Raw genomic sequence first — 16,924 nt, forward strand, 5'->3', positions numbered from 1 at the left:
CCTATTTGGTCTTTAGTGCTGAGATTTGACCTGTGCGTTACTCTCAACACTTACGCTCTTCTTTGGCAGCGAGATGTGCAGCAGGAAGTAACCTAACAGAGCAGCTGTGGTCGAGCCCATCAAGATACCCAATCGGGCGTAGGTATCAAATTCTGCGTTCACTGGGCCAAAGGCAAGCGACGAGATAAAGATCGACATCGTAAAGCCAATACCACATAGCACCGAGACTGCGAAGATATGGCGGAAAGTAATACCTTCAGGCAGCTTAGCCACACCTGATTTCACCGCAATCCAACTAAATGAGTAGATACCAAGCGGCTTACCAACCAGTAGACCAAGCGCGATACCAAGTGGCAGCATTGAAGTCAAACCGTCCATCGATACGCCTTCTAACGAAATACCTGCGTTAGCGAATGCGAACAGTGGAAGAATACCAAACGCAACGTACGGGTGAAGTGCGTGCTCCATATGCTTAAGTGGTGAATGCTCGCCTTTATTGCCTTTCAAAGGAATCGCAAAGCCGATCACCACGCCTGCTAGTGTTGCGTGAACACCGGACTTCAATACCGCAAACCACAAGATAGCACCAACTATTATATATGGAGTGAGTTTGGTCACCTTCTTAGCGTTGAGCATAAACAGTGCCGCGGTCATTGCAAAGCCAACTGCCAATGCGGTAGTAGATAAATCACCTGTGTAGAACAACGCGATAATCACAACAACACCTAGGTCATCAATAATCGCCAGAGCAAGTAAGAACACTTTCAGGCTAACAGGTACGCGCTTACCAAGAAGCGCCATGATACCCAATGCAAAAGCAATGTCAGTTGCAGCAGGAATTGCCCAACCTTGAACCGCTTGCGCGTCACCATAGTTGAACATCAAGTAAACCAACGCCGGCGCAACCATACCACCTACAGCAGCAATGGCAGGGAAGATAGCGGTTTCTTTTGATTTTAGAGCGCCTTCTAGTAACTCACGCTTAACTTCAAGACCAATCAATAAGAAGAAGACTGCCATCAAACCATCGTTGATCCAGTGTGAAACCGACATACCAAACACATAAGTGTGTAAAAACCCTTGGTACGCATCGTTAAGAGAGGTGTTTGCGATTGTCATAGCGATTGCAGCAGCAATAACTAGTAGAATGCCTCCGGCAGACTCTAATTTGAAAAAATCGCGAATAATATCACTCATGATATTGTCCTTATATTTATTATGTTAATAAGCGATTAACAATGAATACAGTTGAGTTTATAGAGTTGGCTACATCAGGAAAAATCGATTGTTTAGATTATATCCTTCGGTTTTTCCGATGCAAACTTTTATAAGTTCACCTCATTTCTCTGTTTCATTATAGGCAAAGTATCGGAAATTCCACATAAAATACAAAAAGCCACTTCTCATCAGATAAGAAGTGGCTTTTATATCACAGAGCTCAACGCCTCTTTAACTCAATACCCAGTCAGTTGCATAAAACCTTGTGCGTTATGACTGCCTGAGGTTGTTATTGGTCCTTCCCAATATGGCAGCACAAACGGCAACCATAAGTTGTTGTTCATAGCTTGAGTTTCGAGACTGATCGACAAGTGAGGAATATTGATCATCCAACTCATTGGAATGATTTTACCATTTGCTAGTACTTCTTCTTTCAGCGGCAACACTTCGATATCTTCATTGTATAAAGTAACGACTTTCCCATCGTTGGTCGCTAGAGTACCAAACACATAAGGCAATTGACTGTCATGGCGGTAACGGTTTATTGAGAGTGTTGTTTCATCATCCAAGTGGAAGACAAACCAGTCCCAACCTTGTTGATCTTCAGCAAGTAGCCCACTGCCCCACTCTTTGCTCATCCAACCCGTACCCTTAACATCAATCACCTTATCAGGTGCGAGCTCTAACTGGCCTTCAACGGCTAGAAACGGGGCTGTTAAGTTATGGGATGCGATTGGCAGTAGATCATGTTTAACCACATAACCACGCTCACGAGGAATAACAAATGGACCACGTGTAGTCGTCTTGAAACGTACTTTAAACGTGTCTGTCTGCGCGTCCAACAATCCTGGAAATGGCGTACGACCTAGTGAGCGCCAGAACCAGTTGTCTATCCAAAGACGAAATGGTTTAGACGTCATTCCTGCCTGACCAATTCCGCCACGAGCGACACGTTGCTCTCGCCACACTTTGTCTTTATTAGAGACAACAACATGAGATATAAACAGCTGAGGGCTCAACCAACCCGACATGTTGCTATCATTAGAGGCTATTCTGAAGTAGCTCCACTGAACACCATATTTTTCGCCGTATTGATCCTCAACATTAGCAAAGAAGTGCCACCAGCCATGTTGGTATTCATTGTGGAAGGCAAAATCTCGAGGAATAACAACAGGGTTATCCGGTAGAACAGGCTCAAACACCTGAGTCGGTTTAGACACTAGAACAGAACTTACCTCATTCGTTCTAACGGCAATATTGTTACTTGCGCTGTGTTCATACAGTGCTACCAAAGCAAACGCACTTAAGATGAGCGTAATAGCAAAAACCCCAAGTATTCTCTTACTTCTACTGCTCATCTATAACGAATCTCTTAGTGATTTCATCGGCGTATTGCGCACCATTCTTAACACTGGAATAGCGCCCGCAACCATCAATGAAAGCATGGCTAAAGCACCAGAATGTAGATACTCCGTCGGAATAAACTGAACCTCTAAAGTCCAACCAAAAGATTGTTTTATGACGATATCAACCACCAGGTTGGCCAGGGCTAATCCCAAAGGCATGGCTATGAGAATCGCTATCGCACCAAATACGAACAGCTGCAAACTGCCCATCAAAATCAACTCTCTTCCAGACATACCTAGGCAGCGCAACAAAGAGATATGCTTTTGACGCGAGACCTCACCAGCGACAGTGGCAAAGAAAATACCAAACACGGCAATCACAAGCGTAATGTTACCTAGGGTGTCCGCAATCGAGAAGGTGCGATCAAAGACTCTCATTGCCTGACTGTGAATGTGGCTGTTATCAAAAATCCGTTCAGCATCGAGCCTGAAGATGGTTTCTAGTCGCCGTTTGAGGCCAATAGGGTTCACACCATCATTTAAAACAGCACCGAGGGCAACAGAACCGCTCCCGGCAAAGGCATAAAGCCAGTTGCGATGTGATAGCAGTACTTGATTGTACGGATTGCCATAGTCGTAATAAACGCCGACGACTTGCCAACCAGAGCCAAGTTTACCAGTTAAGTCGATATAATCGCCGGGGCGAATGCCAAGCTTAAGGGCCATAGACTCACTGATCATCACTCCTTTTGAATGATGCAAATGATACCAATAATTAGGGATACCCAATTTAACTGTTAGTGCGTCAAGTTCCCCTTCTGATGCACCAGTGCTGACAACTTGCAACGCACCTTTATCGGTTGAGATATCTTTTTCCCAACGCCACCAGACTGAGTCCACTTCCGGCTGTTTGGTCAGCCAAGTGCTCATGCGTGCCGCTGCACTATTGTTTGGATAAATGTATAAATCCGCCGCTAGTCGTTGGGTTAACCATTTATCCGTTGTATCTCGAAAACTGCCGACCATAGTCTCTACGCCAATATTGGCAGCCATTGCCAACATAAACGCCATCGTCGCTACACCACGGTAACTCATGCTCGCCGCTGCGTCAGCAAAGAACCAACGTACCTTCACCCAACGCAAAGTGTACGACAAGCTTTCAAACACTTTCCAGATAATATAAGGCGTAAAGAGCGCGACACTTAGCAGCATTAACGCAATAATTGCAAAACCTGTCTCTTGAGTTTGCGGAGCTTGGTAAAGAGCAATCGCTGCAACACAACACGCACAAGCAATAAGCGCCTGAATAGTAAATTCAGCACCAGCAAATCGAACCAGAGATAATCGAGTCGTCAATCGACTTGGTTGAGACCGTAGCAAGCGAACCAAAGGCCAAGCACAAGCCACTATTGCTCCGGCTAACGAAAGATAAAAGCTGTATAGGCTAGAGCGCCAGTCCCATGCGATCGACAATCCAATATTGGTATCATACAAATCGCCTAAGCTTGCAGATACCGTTGGAATAAGCTGATTAGCCAGTAACATACCTAAGATGTTGCCACATAGCCAACCGACAAAAACTAAGGCAAAGAGTTCGAGTAGCAACGCCTGAGCTAACTGCCAACCCGACACCCCCATCTGTCTTAAATTCCCAACCAGAGGCTGACGTTGAGTCAAGGTCATCGACATGGCTTGATAGAAGATAAATAGCCCAACTAGAAATGCTAGCATCCCCATCGCACTCAAGTTCAAATGGAACGCTTCGGTCAATGACTCAAGTTCAGCGCGAGAGCTTCGAGTGAGCACCATACCATTAGGCAGAACAGATTTGAGTTTAGCGATCTTCTCTTCGGGCATATCCGCACAAGCGATCACCGAGATTCCAGAGCTACGTTCGATCATCCTAAGTAAAGACATATCAGCAACAATACGCGTACCGTTCAATCGCCTTTCGGTATCAATACTAATAGGCCCCAGAGCGCTGCCATCGTTTAGCCGAATAAAGTCGCCATTATTCCATTTCATATGCAGTGCGAGATCTGCACTAACAAGCACAGGATATGGCGGCTTCATTAGCGCAAGAGAAGATATATCATCGAGCAAAGAGCCGGATTCAAACTCGATCATCGCAACCGGGTCGATTCCAACCAACATTAAGTCGGTTCCGTTTGCCGTCCTTATGCGTAGGCTTTCAAATGGCGCACACTGGTGGAACCCATCACGGCGAAGTTGAATATAAAAGCCTTGAGGGATCTTGTTTGCTGCGTGCTTGGGACGAATTCGGTAAGGAAGAGGATTAGAGAATAGCTTTTCGCCATGTTCATAGCTCTGACGGGCATGGCTGTTGATTGAGCTAACACCAACAAGAAGAGAAACACCTAAAGTTAGACCAAGCCAAACTAGGATGATTTGAAAAGGATAACGTCTGTAATGACCAAGTAGCGCTTTAACTACGGGCCATAACATGAAGCTGTCCTCCTTGTAGCCTTATCTTCCCTTCCATATGTTCAGCAACACGTTCACTGTGCGTTACTAAAAGCAGGGTACAATCGAGCTGTTTGGTCAATGTAGTCAGAAGACGCATCACCGCTTCGGCGTTGCGTTCATCTAAGCTACCTGTTGGTTCGTCTGCCAACAAGATCTTAGGTTCCATATAAAGCGCACGAGCAATGGCTGCCCTTTGCTGCTGACCACCAGACACCTCTTCTGGATAGCGCCCCAATAGAGGCATCAAATCAAGTGCAGAGAGAATTTGTCGCCAAAGCCCAGAATCTTCAGGTAGACCTTTGAGCTGCCGACAAAAGCGAATGTTGTCGGCAATATTTAGGGTAGGAAGAAGGTTAAACTGCTGAAAGATAAGACCAATATTGTTTCGACGATAGGCAGTTCGTTTGGTTTCCGCGACTTCATGCATTGAGAACTTAGGGAAAGCAACCTCACCAGAATCTACGGTATCTAAGCCGGCAATCAAGTTAAGTAAAGTACTCTTTCCAGAGCCACTCTCACCCATTAAAGCTATCTGTTCTCCTTGCTTTAATGACAACTCAGCACCTTGTAAAACGGGGTGAAACTCACCACCATCTACATAGCCCTTACATAGGTCTGTTAGTTGTAACATCTATACTCTCGAAAACCTTAAAAATAGGAATGTGAATCTACACTAAATCGTCGAATCAAGAAAGTATTTTGGATACTAGATCACAAGATATGCATCGAAACACTATAAACTTACGTTCAAAGTCTAATTTTCGATCAAATTCCGAATCCATTTGCGTGTCTGCATGCGATAGAGAGACGCGAACCATTTGATGACCTCTTCAGTCAAAAACAGCAAATAGATCCATTCCGGTTTCCATCCGAGACCAATCGCAGCGAAAGCGGCTAAAGGAATACCAATCAACCACTGCGCGACAAGGTCTTGATATAAACAGAACTTAACGTCGCCACCCGCTCGAAGCACACCTACAATAGTCATCATAGGAAGGGAGCGGAGAATAATCCCGACGCTCATCACTAGCATGAACTTCTCGGACAGGGCTCGTGTTTCTGGTGTAAGTGCGCTAAACGCATCTAAAACCAAACCTTGAACCAGATAAAGCACAACAGCTACGACAACACCGACAAGGACGCTAAGTATCGTTACCCCAATCGCTTGATAGTATACTTCATCGTATTTCTTTGCCCCGATTTGGTTGCCGACGAGTACTGCGGCGGCGTTTGACATCCCAATCAACAGAGCCAGCGCAATCGACTCCACCGGTGACATCACTGACAATGCAGCTAAGCCTTGTACGCCTGATTGTCCCATAATGGCATGGTAAGCGAATAAGCCACCTGCCCAAGCAAGAAAGTTAAATGTGGTTGGGAGCGATAACTTCAAAAACTTGATGACACGAGTCAATTCAAGCACATTGCGAAGGTCGTTAGCGCTAAAGGCAAGTAAATGTTTTTTGGCATACAAGTAGCCAAATAAAGTAGCGACTTCTATTGCACCACTTAACACCGTCGCAATTGCCGCTCCTTTAATGCCCATGGCTGGGACACCCAACTTACCAAAAATGAATACCCAGTTAAGAAAGATGTTGGAGAGAATTCCGATGCCGCTGAAAAAGGTACTAAGACCCGGTTTGTGCATCGCTCTCAGGCCTACTGCCATACTCGCAACGCAAGCTACTGCAAACATACTTACTGAGGTGATCACTAAGTATTCAGCACCTAACTGAATAACTTCCGGATCGTTGGTTGCTAAGCCCATCACCTGCGTTGGAAACAAAATAAACAGCAAAGCGGTAATCGCGGCAAAAACCATACATACCAACCAAGTCAGCGCGGTACTCTCCCTAACCCCTTTGCGATCACTCGCTCCCCAATACTGAGCGGTAAGCAGAGCACCACCTGTTGTGACCCCGACCAACATAATGGTGGTGACAAAAGTAGCGCGAGCCGCAACTCCAACCGCCGCAATTTCAGCTTCGCCAAGCTGACCCAACATCAAAACATCGACCAAGCTTCGGCTCGAAAACATGATACTTTGTAAAGTGATTGGCAAAGCAATCGCGATCAAGCGTCTAATAAAATCGCCACGGGTATGGGTTAAAACTTGGGAAAGAGTTATCAATCGCGCACCTCAAAATGCAACAGTATGAAAAGAGAGAAAAAATGAGTCGACTATTATATGATCAGTCGGAATATGAAACCATAAAAACCACAGGGGTTAGGGATGAAAAATGTGCTGGTTTTGGGTGCCTCTGGATACGTAGGTTCACAACTCCTATCTCAGCTATGTGATCGCGGCTATCATGTTACTGCGGCCGCTAGGCAAATAGACTACCTTAAAGCCCGTGTTGAGCCTCATCCAAACCTAACGCTACGCTATCTCGACCTTGCAGACGAGGCTGCGACTAAAGAGTTAATCCCTCATTTCGACCTAATCTATTTTCTGGTCCACGGCATGGCGCATGGGCACGATTTCTTAAACTACGAAATTTCATTAGCCGAGAATTTTAACAATGCCCTAACCCAGAGCGCCGTTAAGCATGTGATTTACCTAAGTGCGATTCAACCGCAAACTGGGGACTCTAGCCACCTCAAAGCACGCCGAATGACAGGAGATATTATTCGCAAGTCAGGCGTGCCGATCACTGAGCTTCGAGCCGGAGTAATCATCGGCCCGGGTTCTGCGGCGTTTGAGATCATGCGTGACTTTGTTTACAACATGCCGATTCTCATTACACCAAAGTGGGTTGAGTCTAAGGCAAACCCAATCGCACTAGAAAACCTCAATCACTATTTATTATCTGTTGCCGAAGAATCACCGACACAGCATCAGCTCTATGAAGTGGGCGGGCCAGATACGCTCAGTTATCGCCAACAGTTTAAAGTCATCGCGAATACAATCAATAAGCCTATCTCCATTTGGCCTACTTCCCTACTCACACCTAAGATGGCTTCTCAATGGCTTGGCGTAGTGACTTCCGTTCCCTCAAGTATTGGAGCGGCGTTACTGTCGGGACTAGAGCATGACTTCATCGCTGATAGCCAAGCAATCAATAGCAAATACCCCCAACCCCTTGTCTCATTCAATGAAATGGTTGCGAACAGTATCGAGCAAGAAGGAAAATTTGTACGAAGTAATGTTTGGGGCTTTGACCCTGCGGCTCTCTCGCGCTGGCAGCCGGGTTATGGTTATTACCCAAAACAGACTGGCGCCGAAATAGAAACCGAGCTTTCGTCTACTCAATTATGGAAACTCGTTAAGCAGATCGGCAGTAGAAAAGAGGGTTACTTCTTTGCCAACATCCTTTGGCGTACCCGTGAGTGGCTCGATATCTTCTTTGGTGGCGGAAAACCGATTAGACGTTCGCCTCCCGGACCTGAATTACAGGTTGGAGACCATATCGATTCATGGAAAGTGATTCGCTGTGAACAAAATCAATTCATCTCATTGCTGTTTGGTATGAAGGGCCCCGGTTTAGGCCGATTAGAGTTTTTGATTGAGGATTTAGGAGAGAAAAGAAAGCTAACAGTCACCGCGTGGTGGCACCCGCAAGGCTTCAGAGGTCTTTTGTACTGGTTTGCGATGATGCCAGCCCACCTTTTCATCTTTAAAGGTATGGTCAAAGCCATCGTTAAAAAAGCAAAAGAGCTTCCATAATAGAAGCTCTTGTCGATTAATTTTCTCAGGTAATTTACACCGTTAAACTGAGTGGAATCTCAGCTAATCGGTCACCTCGGTTGGCTGGAAAGACTAAGTATTCACCGTGATATTTCACGTTGGATTTATAGTCCGTTACCTTGTGAACCATAAAGCCAGCCGCAGAGGCTTTCTCGACAAAATCAGCATGGTGACCGCGTACAAACCAACTCATCGGTTTGATCATATCTTCACCATCAAAGCTGCTTTCGCACTGCTCGGTACACATGGCAAGAGAGTTTGGCCCCTCAGTAAAGATTTGTACTTTGCCGCAACCGACCAGTTCTTCCGAGGTTGTAACTTCCCAGCCCTGCTCTTCCATCATGTCGATGAAATTATTGATCTCATGATCTTTAAGAATGCGATCTTCTTGGTCTTGAGGGAAAAACTGAGCATAGAACTTGGAAATTCGCTGAAACGTCTGCATTAAGCCCGCATTGTTGCCCTTTGAGCGACCCGTCTTCTGCCAACGGATTAAATCGTCCGCCACAACACGTGGAAACTGTTGTGATTTAATGGCTTTAGTAATCCAACGAACCAAATAAAGGTTGTTTGCTGTTGGCCCATTAGTGAGTTTTCCAGCTTTGTGCTCATTGGTAATCTCTTCTAGAGCCTTATTCACTAATTTTTGTATTTCTACCGTATATTCAGACATTACGCCTTTCTTCCAAATATCCAATAACAAGCCGCAGAGATGACTGAACATGCACTCATCACTGTAATCATCGGCCATGTTACACCGCCTGGCATCATTGCCACGACAGCACCAATAACTGAACCTGTACCAAAGCGCAGAGTTCCTGCCAACGAAGACGCCGTTCCCGCCATCGTTGGGTAGCCACTTAACAACAGTCCCATGGAGTTACTACCAATTGTCGATAATGTGCCAATAAACATCACAACAAAAATGACCGTTCCCCATAGGCCCGCATCTAACAGCCAAGTAACAAATAAACCAATACCCGCAATGAGTTGAACAATCAGTCCAAAGCGCAACATGGTATGTGAGCCGAGCTTTTTAACCAGTCGCCCGTTGATGCTTGTCATTATGATCATCGCGACAATGTTCAAACCGAACAGATAACCGAACTGCTCAGGCCTCACACCATAAATATCAATGTAGACAAAGGAACCCGCAGTTAAAAAGGCAAACATCCCGGCAAACGAAAATGCTCCAGAAAAAATCAGCCCCATCGCCACTGGGTTTTTCGCCAATTTGAGATAATTACGTAACGTATTACGAATTCGAAATGGCTGCTTGTTCTCAGCACTTAACGTTTCTGGAATCTTCCACAGCACTAAGCAAATAACGACGACAGAGAATGCTGCCAGAATCCAGAAAATCGCACGCCAGCCAAACCACACCGCAACGTATCCACCAATCATAGGGGCGATAAGTGGTGCAATGGTAATGACTAATGTGACGAACGACATCGCACGGGCAAAGTCTTCGCGGTCAAACATGTCTCGAACAACGGCTTGAATAATCACCGCAGCAGCAGCGCCTGCAAAGCCTTGCGCCGTTCGGACCCAAGTTAACGCTTCAATACCGGTTGTTGTGGCACTCACTACAGCTGCCAGACCAAAGAAGAGCACGCCCAGAATTAAAACCGGACGACGACCATAACTATCGGCTAATGGTCCATGAATCAACTGACCTAACGCAAATCCAGCGGTATAAGCAGTTAACGTAATTTGCACCGCCCCTTCAGCAACACCAAGATCTCTGGCGATCGTTGGCATCGCAGGCAAATACATATCAATCGCTAACGGGGTTAATGCACCAATGGCACCCAAAACAAGGAATAACAGAAAACTGATTTGTGGGGCCTTGGTTTGATCTAAGGTTCTCTCAGACATAAATCTCCTACTCGGTTGCGAATCAGATGCAGCTTCCGTGCTGCAACCAAACAGAATAAATGAACACCGATACCAATCAGAACAAATATCTGGTCATTCTTGCTGGTTAAAATCGCTGATAGCTGCGTTATAGCTATGTTTTCAAAGAGTGGTGTAGGTAGGTCAACTAGCTAGCTGCAATCTATGCCTTGCTCTAAGCAATTTTTCCTGCGCAATTATCTGAACACCTATTTATCCAGATTGGTATAAAGTGTTATGGACTGTTGACCTTATGCGGTTAACAGACCTAAAGTGAATCGATCTATATTCAATCAATTCTGTCTAAAAGACTAGTTCCTAGATGGAAATAAAGTATTTCCTCAATAAAGAATTAATTCCAAACAGAGTCAATTTCTTCTTGAGTTAAATAGCGGTATTCACCCGGTTCTAAGGTTTCGCATAGCTCGATTTCACCAATGCGCTCACGGTGAAGATGCTCAACTTTATTGCCAAGTGCAGCAAACATACGCTTCACTTGGTGGTACTTACCTTCGGTGATGGTCAGTAACACCTCTTTCTCGTCTTCATCTACCACTTCTAACTTCGCAGGCAGGGTCAAGCCTTTCTCATTTCTTAATTGAATACCTTCGGCAAACTTCACTGCATAATCCGCTTGGAGTGGATCAACCAGCCACACTCGGTAAGTTTTCTCACACTTGTGTTTAGGCGAAGTGATTCGGTGCGACCATTGGCCATCATCAGTAATCAAAACAAGACCAGTAGTATCAACATCAAGGCGACCAGCAAAGTGCAAGTCTTCCATTTTGACTTCATCTAACAACATAAATGCCGTCTGGTTGAAACCATCTTCATGCGAACAAACAAAACCATCTGGCTTAAAAAGCATGATGTAGCGAGGGCCCGGCTTTTGAATTTCTCGGCCTTGCCATTCTACCGTGCACTCTTCAGTCACCTTAGTTGCGCCACTTTTCTGCACTACGTCATTGACGGTGACTTCACCACTTTTAATGATTTTTGTTGCTTCTTTACGTGTTGCCCCAAGTGCATCACATAGATATTTATCTAAACGCATGAATACCTCATCTTTGCTAGGTGGGGTATTATAGTGCGACTAGACTAAATAGTTGAGCTATTTCACACATTTTATGTATACACTCCGTCCCTATCAGGCTGACTCCGTCAAAGCGGTCATTCATTACTTTCGAAAACACTCGTCACCTGCTGTGTTGGTACTTCCCACAGGCGCAGGTAAAAGCTTAGTCATCGCTGAGCTCGCTCGCTTGGCCAAAGGGCGTGTATTGGTGCTTGCTCATGTAAAGGAACTCGTCGAGCAAAACCATCAAAAATACGAAGGATACGGACTCAAAGGCTCGATATTTTCAGCGGGTTTGGGTCGTAAAGAAACCGACCAGCAAGTCGTTTTTGCTTCAGTGCAATCTGTCGTGCGCAACCTCGATCAGTTTAAAAACCAATTTTCACTTTTGGTCATCGATGAATGTCACCGCGTACCCGACGACAAGAACACCAGCTATCAAAAAGTCATCAACCATTTGCGCGAGCAAAATGCAGGCATAAAGGTGCTTGGGCTCACTGCCACCCCTTACCGTTTAGGCATGGGCTGGATTTACCAATACCACACACGCGGACTAGTTCGCAGTGAGGAACCGCGCTTTTTCCGCGACTGTATATTTGAGCTACCTATACGCTACTTATTGGATGAAAAGTTTCTCACTCCAGCGCGCATGATGGATGCGCCCGTACTGAGCTATGACTTTTCTCAGCTCAAGCCCGCAAATACTGGTCGCTATAAAGAGTCAGAAATGGATATGGTGATTGATAAAGCGAAACGTGCAACACCGCAAATCGTCGAGCAAATCATTCATATGTCTACAGGTAAGCAAGGTATTATGATTTTTGCTGCGACTGTCCGCCATGCTCAAGAAATTTTTGGGCTGCTACCGGAAGGACAAACAGCCATCGTTATCGGCGATACGCCAACACCTGAACGTGATGCCATCATTCAAGACTTTAAAGAGCGTAAAATTAAATACTTAGTCAACGTGTCAGTGCTGACGACGGGCTTTGACGCGCCGCACGTTGATCTAATTGCTATTTTACGTCCGACCGAATCGATTAGCCTTTATCAGCAAATTGTTGGGCGTGGATTGCGTCTTTCTCCCGGAAAAGAGGAATGTTTAGTTCTGGATTACGCGGGCAATAGCTACGATCTCTATCAACCTGAAGTGGGTGATGCCAAACCCGATTCGGATAGCGAAATCATCACCATTCCCTGCCCTGCTTGCGGCTTCAATAACAACTTCTGGGGCAAGCTAGACAGTAACGGTTTTCTAATCGAACATTTTGGCCGCAAGTGCCAAGGGTTCTTTGAAGATGATGAGACTGGCGAACGTGAACACTGCGATTACCGATTCAGAGCTAAGTATTGTGGAGAGTGCGGAGCCGACAACGATATCGCTGCGAGAATCTGCCATGAATGCGATGCCACTTTAGTTGACCCAGACAAGAAGCTTAAGGAGGCGTTAAACCTTAAAGATGCTCTTGTCTTTGAGTGCCTAGAAATGGCTTTAAGCGTTCACAAAGATGACAAAGGAAAAAGCAGCTTAAAAGTCTCTTATATTGGAGATAATCAGGCTCAAGTGAGTGAATTCTGGTCATTGACGACGAAGAATCAGAAACAGCGCTTCAAGGATCAGTTTGTTCGCCCTCACCTTGCAGACAAACATAGGCCTTTTGAAGACGCTTCACCGACTAAAGTGGTGAACAATCAACACCGATTCCGCCCACCTCAATTTGTTATTGCAAGAAAATCCGGACGATTCTGGAAAATGCGAGATAAGATTTTTGCTGACGAGTTAACTAACTAAGTGCTAATTCATTTGGTGTTCATCTATCAACACGTATACTGACTCACAGTAATTTCAAGAAGGTAAGATTATGTTGAAGCGTCCGTTAGTAAGTCTGACAGCCATATTGGCGTGCGTCTTTGTTTCATTTCCAACACTGGCTAAGAAGCACCATGACGAGGATGGACACGCGCTAGTACAAGACGTGCATAAGCCTGGCGCGCGAATTGAATTCGAAGAAGACCAAGATGAGGTCTACGACGCAGTACAAAAGGGCTATGTTCGCCCATTTTCTGAAATGTTTGCAGCGGTCGAACGTGACTTAAACGGTCGGATCATTCATGTCGAGCTCGAAGAAGACGATGATATTTGGATCTATGAACTCAAATTGAACCACAATAACAATATCATCAAAGTTGAATACAACGCCGAAACCCTTGAAATGCTGCAAATTAAAGGCAGAAACATTAAAGAAGCACTAAAAAAATAGAAGATTAAAGCTTATGAAAATTCTTGTAGTGGAAGATGAACCGCGTCTAGGTGAACAAATTGTCGACATTCTGGAACAAACCGGTTGGGTTCCTGAACTGTCTCAAGACGGTATCGATGCTCTGTACCGAGCGACTTCAGAAGAGTGGGACGCGATCGTGCTTGATCTTGGTCTGCCTAAACTCGATGGCCTAACGGTACTTAAAGGCATTCGAGACGAGAACATTAACACGCCGGTCGTGATCCTTAGCGCTCGTGACACGTTAACTCAACGCGTAGAAGGCTTAAACGCAGGCGCAGACGACTACCTAACCAAGCCATTTGAAATGGTCGAGTTAATTGCCCGTATCCGAGCTCAACTTCGCCGCGCTTCTGGTAACGCTTCTCCCGTTATGCAGGTCGGTAATTTAAGTCTCGATACCCGCACTTCAAAAGTGATGTGGCAAGGGCAAGCGATTAGTTTGACAGCCTTAGAATACAAGGTTGTCGCTTACTTTATGCATAACCCCGAGAAGGTCATTTCGCGCACAGAATTAGTCGAGCATATTTACAAACAGGATTTTGACCGTGATTCAAACACTATCGAAGTATTTATCGGTCGAATTCGCAAGAAAATTGCACCAAAAGTCATCAAAACAGTGAGAGGCTTGGGGTACCAGCTTAATGCCGAATAACAAACGCTCACTGCTTAAAAGACTGAGTTTAAAAAGCCGCTTAGTTCTAGCGGCTGTAGTTTGGCTAACGGCTATGGTAATAGCGGTTGGCGTGAGTGTTCCTAACCAAGTCTTCAACTATATGGCTGACGACGCAAAGTCTCAGCTATCCATCTATATGGACGAGATTTCCGCATCGATAGAAGCTGATGAATCTGGCAACATCACCCTGGCGTCCAACCTTTCCGATCCCCGCTTTAACCGCCCGTACAGTGGGTTATATTGGTCAGCAAAAACGGAGACAGACTTGCTTCGCTCACGCTCTTTGTGGGATCAACGTATTGAAAGCAAAAAGAACGGTAAAGAATATGTTGGCGCTCGCGACGAGAAGCTCATCTACATAAAAACCAAGCTCTATTACCCTGATTACGATGGGCCAATTGAAGTTCTCATTGGCATTGATGAGCAACCCATCGAGGACACAGTGCGCGATTTAATGAGTCAGTTATGGATTATTCTCGCTCTACTCTACTTCGGCGTCTTGGCTGTGATCATGTTGCAAGTTCAGTGGTCGCTTAGTCCACTCAACAAGATGCAAAAAGAGTTGAACCAGCTTCGTTCCGGAGATAAAACAGGCCTAGATGAAGAGTACCCAAAAGAGGTGGCTCCGGTCGTTTCCGATCTCAATGCTCTGGTTTTCCATTACCAAGAATTGCTTGAACGCGCTCGCCATCATGCAGGCAACCTTTCTCACGCGCTAAAAACCCCTTTGTCGGTGTTAAGAAATGAAATTGGTTCGCTCGACAAGGAAACACGAGATTATCTCTTGCCTCCGGTTTATCAAATCCAAAGCCAAATTGATTATCACTTAGGTCGTGCGCGAATGGCTGGCTCTAAAAATATTCTCTCTGTTCGAGCTAATCCTGCTGAGCGCGTAGATGCGATTTCGATGGCGTTTGACAAAGTATACGCCGAACGAGGTGTCGCTTTGATTAATGAGCTCGACTCAGACATCGAAGTTGCCGTCGATCCAACCGATCTAGACGAAATGGTGGGTAACTTGCTAGAGAATGCCTACAAGTGGTCTTGCAACATTATTCGTGTCCACTCAGCGGAAAATGAGCCGGGCACCATTGAGATCATTATCGAAGATGACGGCCCTGGCATTGACGATGACGATATTCAGCAAGCTCTTAAGCGTGGTGTAAGATTAGACGAAACTACGCCAGGAACTGGCCTTGGACTGAATATCGTTAACGAAATGGCACACAGTTATCGCGGTAAGCTTGCGCTCTCAAGAAGTTCGATGGGTGGATTAAAAGCCGTCCTTGCGTTTAATACATCGAACTAAGCCAATCTTGAGTCAGACCACAATGAAAGCGACGCAATCTGCGTCGCTTTTTAGTTGTTGAGAATGATTTAGAGTGATTCAGTACTGACTAAGGTTATCGAATTCGATAATAGACTGACGAATAAAAACCATGTCAGCTCTGTTAACAAATGAAAAACGCCCCTTTTACCTTATCAGCCTTGTCATCGATTTTAAGCCTGCTGCTGTTACCCTCTCTTTCTTTTGCACAAGACGAGGAAAGCTCTGACGTTGAAGAGTCGCCTTTCACCGCGCAAACCAAACTTGGCTTTATCTATACAGAAAACACCAGCTCTTCTCTTTCTGTAAATTCAGCTTTGTACCTCAATTATCAACAAGAGTCTTGGCTACATAAGGCGTCATTTGAAAGCTACTATACTGACGCCGACAATGCCGATGATGGGGCAAATCGCTATACGGTCAATGCGGGATCAACCTATGACTTTGCAGAGAAAACCTTCGTACGCGGTGCTGGCCGATTTGAAAATGACTTGTATGGTACTTACCGTAAGCAGTGGATATTAATGACCGGTATTGGTGTCTATTTGGTTAACAATGACATCGTAAAAACCTCCATCTCTCTTGGTCCGGGTTATCGAATCACGCAAAGACAGCCGTTCGATTCTGAATACCCAGACCAAATGAATTATGAAGTGATTGCTTCTTCTACCCTCGATAGCTCTATTGTTTTCTCGGAGAGGCTTTCAATGGGCGCGACCTTTGACGTGGCACACGGTGAAGAAAACACCCATTACAACACTAAGGCATACATCAAGAATACCTTAATGGCAAACCTGTCTTTAGTATTCGACGTTGAGTACATCTACAACACAACCGTTGCAGAAGACCAATCACCGGATGAAATCTACAGTACGATGAGCTTGAGCTATGATTTTTAACGCTGACTTAAGCCCTATACAAAAACAGCGCCA

Annotated in this window: 14 protein-coding genes; 6 read left to right on the forward strand and 8 right to left on the reverse strand. The window is 45.3% G+C overall.

The genetic code is table 11. The features are described 5' to 3' along the window. Positions 1-12 precede the first annotated feature (12 nt). The 5 genes from nhaA to IX91_RS08275 form a co-directional block, all read right to left on the reverse strand. Positions 13-1,197, reverse strand: a complete 1,185-nt coding sequence (gene nhaA / locus IX91_RS08255) for a Na+/H+ antiporter NhaA (RefSeq protein ID WP_004743549.1) — start codon at positions 1,195-1,197, stop codon at positions 13-15. Between the two features lie 257 nt (positions 1,198-1,454). Continuing rightward, the gene (locus tag IX91_RS08260; protein ID WP_004749273.1) at positions 1,455-2,576 is read right to left on the reverse strand and encodes a lipocalin-like domain-containing protein; all 1,122 of its coding nucleotides are present in this window, start codon (positions 2,574-2,576) and stop codon (positions 1,455-1,457) included. Further along, positions 2,577-5,030 carry an ABC transporter permease gene (locus IX91_RS08265; RefSeq protein ID WP_004748759.1) on the reverse strand — a complete coding sequence of 818 codons (2,454 nt, stop codon included), beginning with the start codon at positions 5,028-5,030 and terminating at the stop codon, positions 2,577-2,579. It abuts the gene before it with no gap. Continuing rightward, positions 5,011-5,682, reverse strand: coding sequence for an ABC transporter ATP-binding protein (locus IX91_RS08270; RefSeq protein ID WP_004748760.1), 672 nt, complete (start codon positions 5,680-5,682; stop codon positions 5,011-5,013). The genes IX91_RS08265 and IX91_RS08270 overlap by 20 nt, the downstream gene beginning before the upstream one ends. Before the next feature lie 123 nt (positions 5,683-5,805). After that, positions 5,806-7,182, reverse strand: a complete 1,377-nt coding sequence (locus IX91_RS08275; RefSeq protein ID WP_004748761.1) for an MATE family efflux transporter — start codon at positions 7,180-7,182, stop codon at positions 5,806-5,808. A 102-nt stretch (positions 7,183-7,284) separates the two neighbouring features. Here IX91_RS08275 and IX91_RS08280 point away from each other — a divergent pair, with 102 nt between their 5' ends. Next, entirely contained in the window at positions 7,285-8,718 is a 1,434-nt protein-coding gene (locus tag IX91_RS08280) for a DUF2867 domain-containing protein (protein WP_004748762.1), read from the forward strand. Positions 8,719-8,752: 34 nt separating this feature from the next. On the opposite strand, the gene IX91_RS08285 is transcribed toward IX91_RS08280, so the two are convergent. The 3 genes from IX91_RS08285 to rsuA all read right to left on the reverse strand — a co-directional run bounded on the left by IX91_RS08285 (position 8,753) and on the right by rsuA (position 11,689). After that, complete coding sequence (locus IX91_RS08285) at positions 8,753-9,412, reverse strand: DUF2913 family protein (RefSeq protein ID WP_004748763.1); 660 nt, start codon at positions 9,410-9,412, stop codon at positions 8,753-8,755. Then, entirely contained in the window at positions 9,412-10,617 is a 1,206-nt protein-coding gene (locus tag IX91_RS08290; RefSeq protein WP_004748764.1) for a Bcr/CflA family multidrug efflux MFS transporter, read from the reverse strand. Before IX91_RS08290 ends, IX91_RS08285 begins: the two co-directional genes overlap by 1 nt. Positions 10,618-10,987: 370 nt before the next feature. After that, positions 10,988-11,689 (reverse strand): 16S rRNA pseudouridine(516) synthase RsuA, encoded by a 702-nt coding sequence (rsuA, locus tag IX91_RS08295; protein WP_004748765.1) that lies wholly within the window; start codon positions 11,687-11,689, stop codon positions 10,988-10,990. Positions 11,690-11,762: 73 nt separating this feature from the next. Between rsuA and IX91_RS08300 the strand changes: the two genes are divergently transcribed. From IX91_RS08300 to IX91_RS08320, 5 genes are all read left to right on the forward strand, one after another. Further along, complete coding sequence (locus tag IX91_RS08300) at positions 11,763-13,502, forward strand: DEAD/DEAH box helicase (RefSeq protein WP_004748766.1); 1,740 nt, start codon at positions 11,763-11,765, stop codon at positions 13,500-13,502. A gap of 70 nt (positions 13,503-13,572) precedes the next feature. Next, a complete protein-coding gene (locus tag IX91_RS08305; RefSeq protein ID WP_004748767.1) occupies positions 13,573-13,971 on the forward strand; it encodes a PepSY domain-containing protein in 399 nt (132 codons plus the stop codon). A gap of 13 nt (positions 13,972-13,984) precedes the next feature. Continuing rightward, positions 13,985-14,644: a response regulator transcription factor gene (locus IX91_RS08310; RefSeq protein ID WP_004748768.1), complete on the forward strand. Its 660-nt coding sequence runs from the start codon at positions 13,985-13,987 to the stop codon at positions 14,642-14,644. Further along, a complete protein-coding gene (locus IX91_RS08315) occupies positions 14,634-15,974 on the forward strand; it encodes an ATP-binding protein (protein WP_004748769.1) in 1,341 nt (446 codons plus the stop codon). The genes IX91_RS08310 and IX91_RS08315 overlap by 11 nt, the downstream gene beginning before the upstream one ends. 149 nt (positions 15,975-16,123) lie before the next feature. Continuing rightward, positions 16,124-16,891, forward strand: a complete 768-nt coding sequence (locus IX91_RS08320; protein WP_004748770.1) for a DUF481 domain-containing protein — start codon at positions 16,124-16,126, stop codon at positions 16,889-16,891. Positions 16,892-16,924: the final 33 nt, after the last annotated feature.

It is taken from the genome of Vibrio tubiashii ATCC 19109 (assembly GCF_000772105.1).
GTDB classification, from domain to species: domain Bacteria; phylum Pseudomonadota; class Gammaproteobacteria; order Enterobacterales; family Vibrionaceae; genus Vibrio; species Vibrio tubiashii.

Excerpts from the sequence above, each read along its gene's own strand:
- IX91_RS08280 (WP_004748762.1), top strand. The coding sequence starts at position 7,285 with ATGAAAAATGTGCTGGTTTTGGGTGCCTCTGGATACGTAGGTTCACAA.
- IX91_RS08265 (WP_004748759.1), bottom strand. The coding sequence starts at position 5,030 with ATGTTATGGCCCGTAGTTAAAGCGCTACTTGGTCATTACAGACGTTAT.
- IX91_RS08290 (WP_004748764.1), bottom strand. The coding sequence starts at position 10,617 with ATGTCTGAGAGAACCTTAGATCAAACCAAGGCCCCACAAATCAGTTTT.
- nhaA (WP_004743549.1), bottom strand. The coding sequence starts at position 1,197 with ATGAGTGATATTATTCGCGATTTTTTCAAATTAGAGTCTGCCGGAGGC.
- IX91_RS08270 (WP_004748760.1), bottom strand. The coding sequence starts at position 5,682 with ATGTTACAACTAACAGACCTATGTAAGGGCTATGTAGATGGTGGTGAG.
- IX91_RS08285 (WP_004748763.1), bottom strand. The coding sequence starts at position 9,412 with ATGTCTGAATATACGGTAGAAATACAAAAATTAGTGAATAAGGCTCTA.
- IX91_RS08315 (WP_004748769.1), top strand. The coding sequence starts at position 14,634 with ATGCCGAATAACAAACGCTCACTGCTTAAAAGACTGAGTTTAAAAAGC.
- IX91_RS08260 (WP_004749273.1), bottom strand. The coding sequence starts at position 2,576 with ATGAGCAGTAGAAGTAAGAGAATACTTGGGGTTTTTGCTATTACGCTC.
- IX91_RS08320 (WP_004748770.1), top strand. The coding sequence starts at position 16,124 with ATGAAAAACGCCCCTTTTACCTTATCAGCCTTGTCATCGATTTTAAGC.
- IX91_RS08305 (WP_004748767.1), top strand. The coding sequence starts at position 13,573 with ATGTTGAAGCGTCCGTTAGTAAGTCTGACAGCCATATTGGCGTGCGTC.
- IX91_RS08310 (WP_004748768.1), top strand. The coding sequence starts at position 13,985 with ATGAAAATTCTTGTAGTGGAAGATGAACCGCGTCTAGGTGAACAAATT.
- IX91_RS08300 (WP_004748766.1), top strand. The coding sequence starts at position 11,763 with ATGTATACACTCCGTCCCTATCAGGCTGACTCCGTCAAAGCGGTCATT.
- rsuA (WP_004748765.1), bottom strand. The coding sequence starts at position 11,689 with ATGCGTTTAGATAAATATCTATGTGATGCACTTGGGGCAACACGTAAA.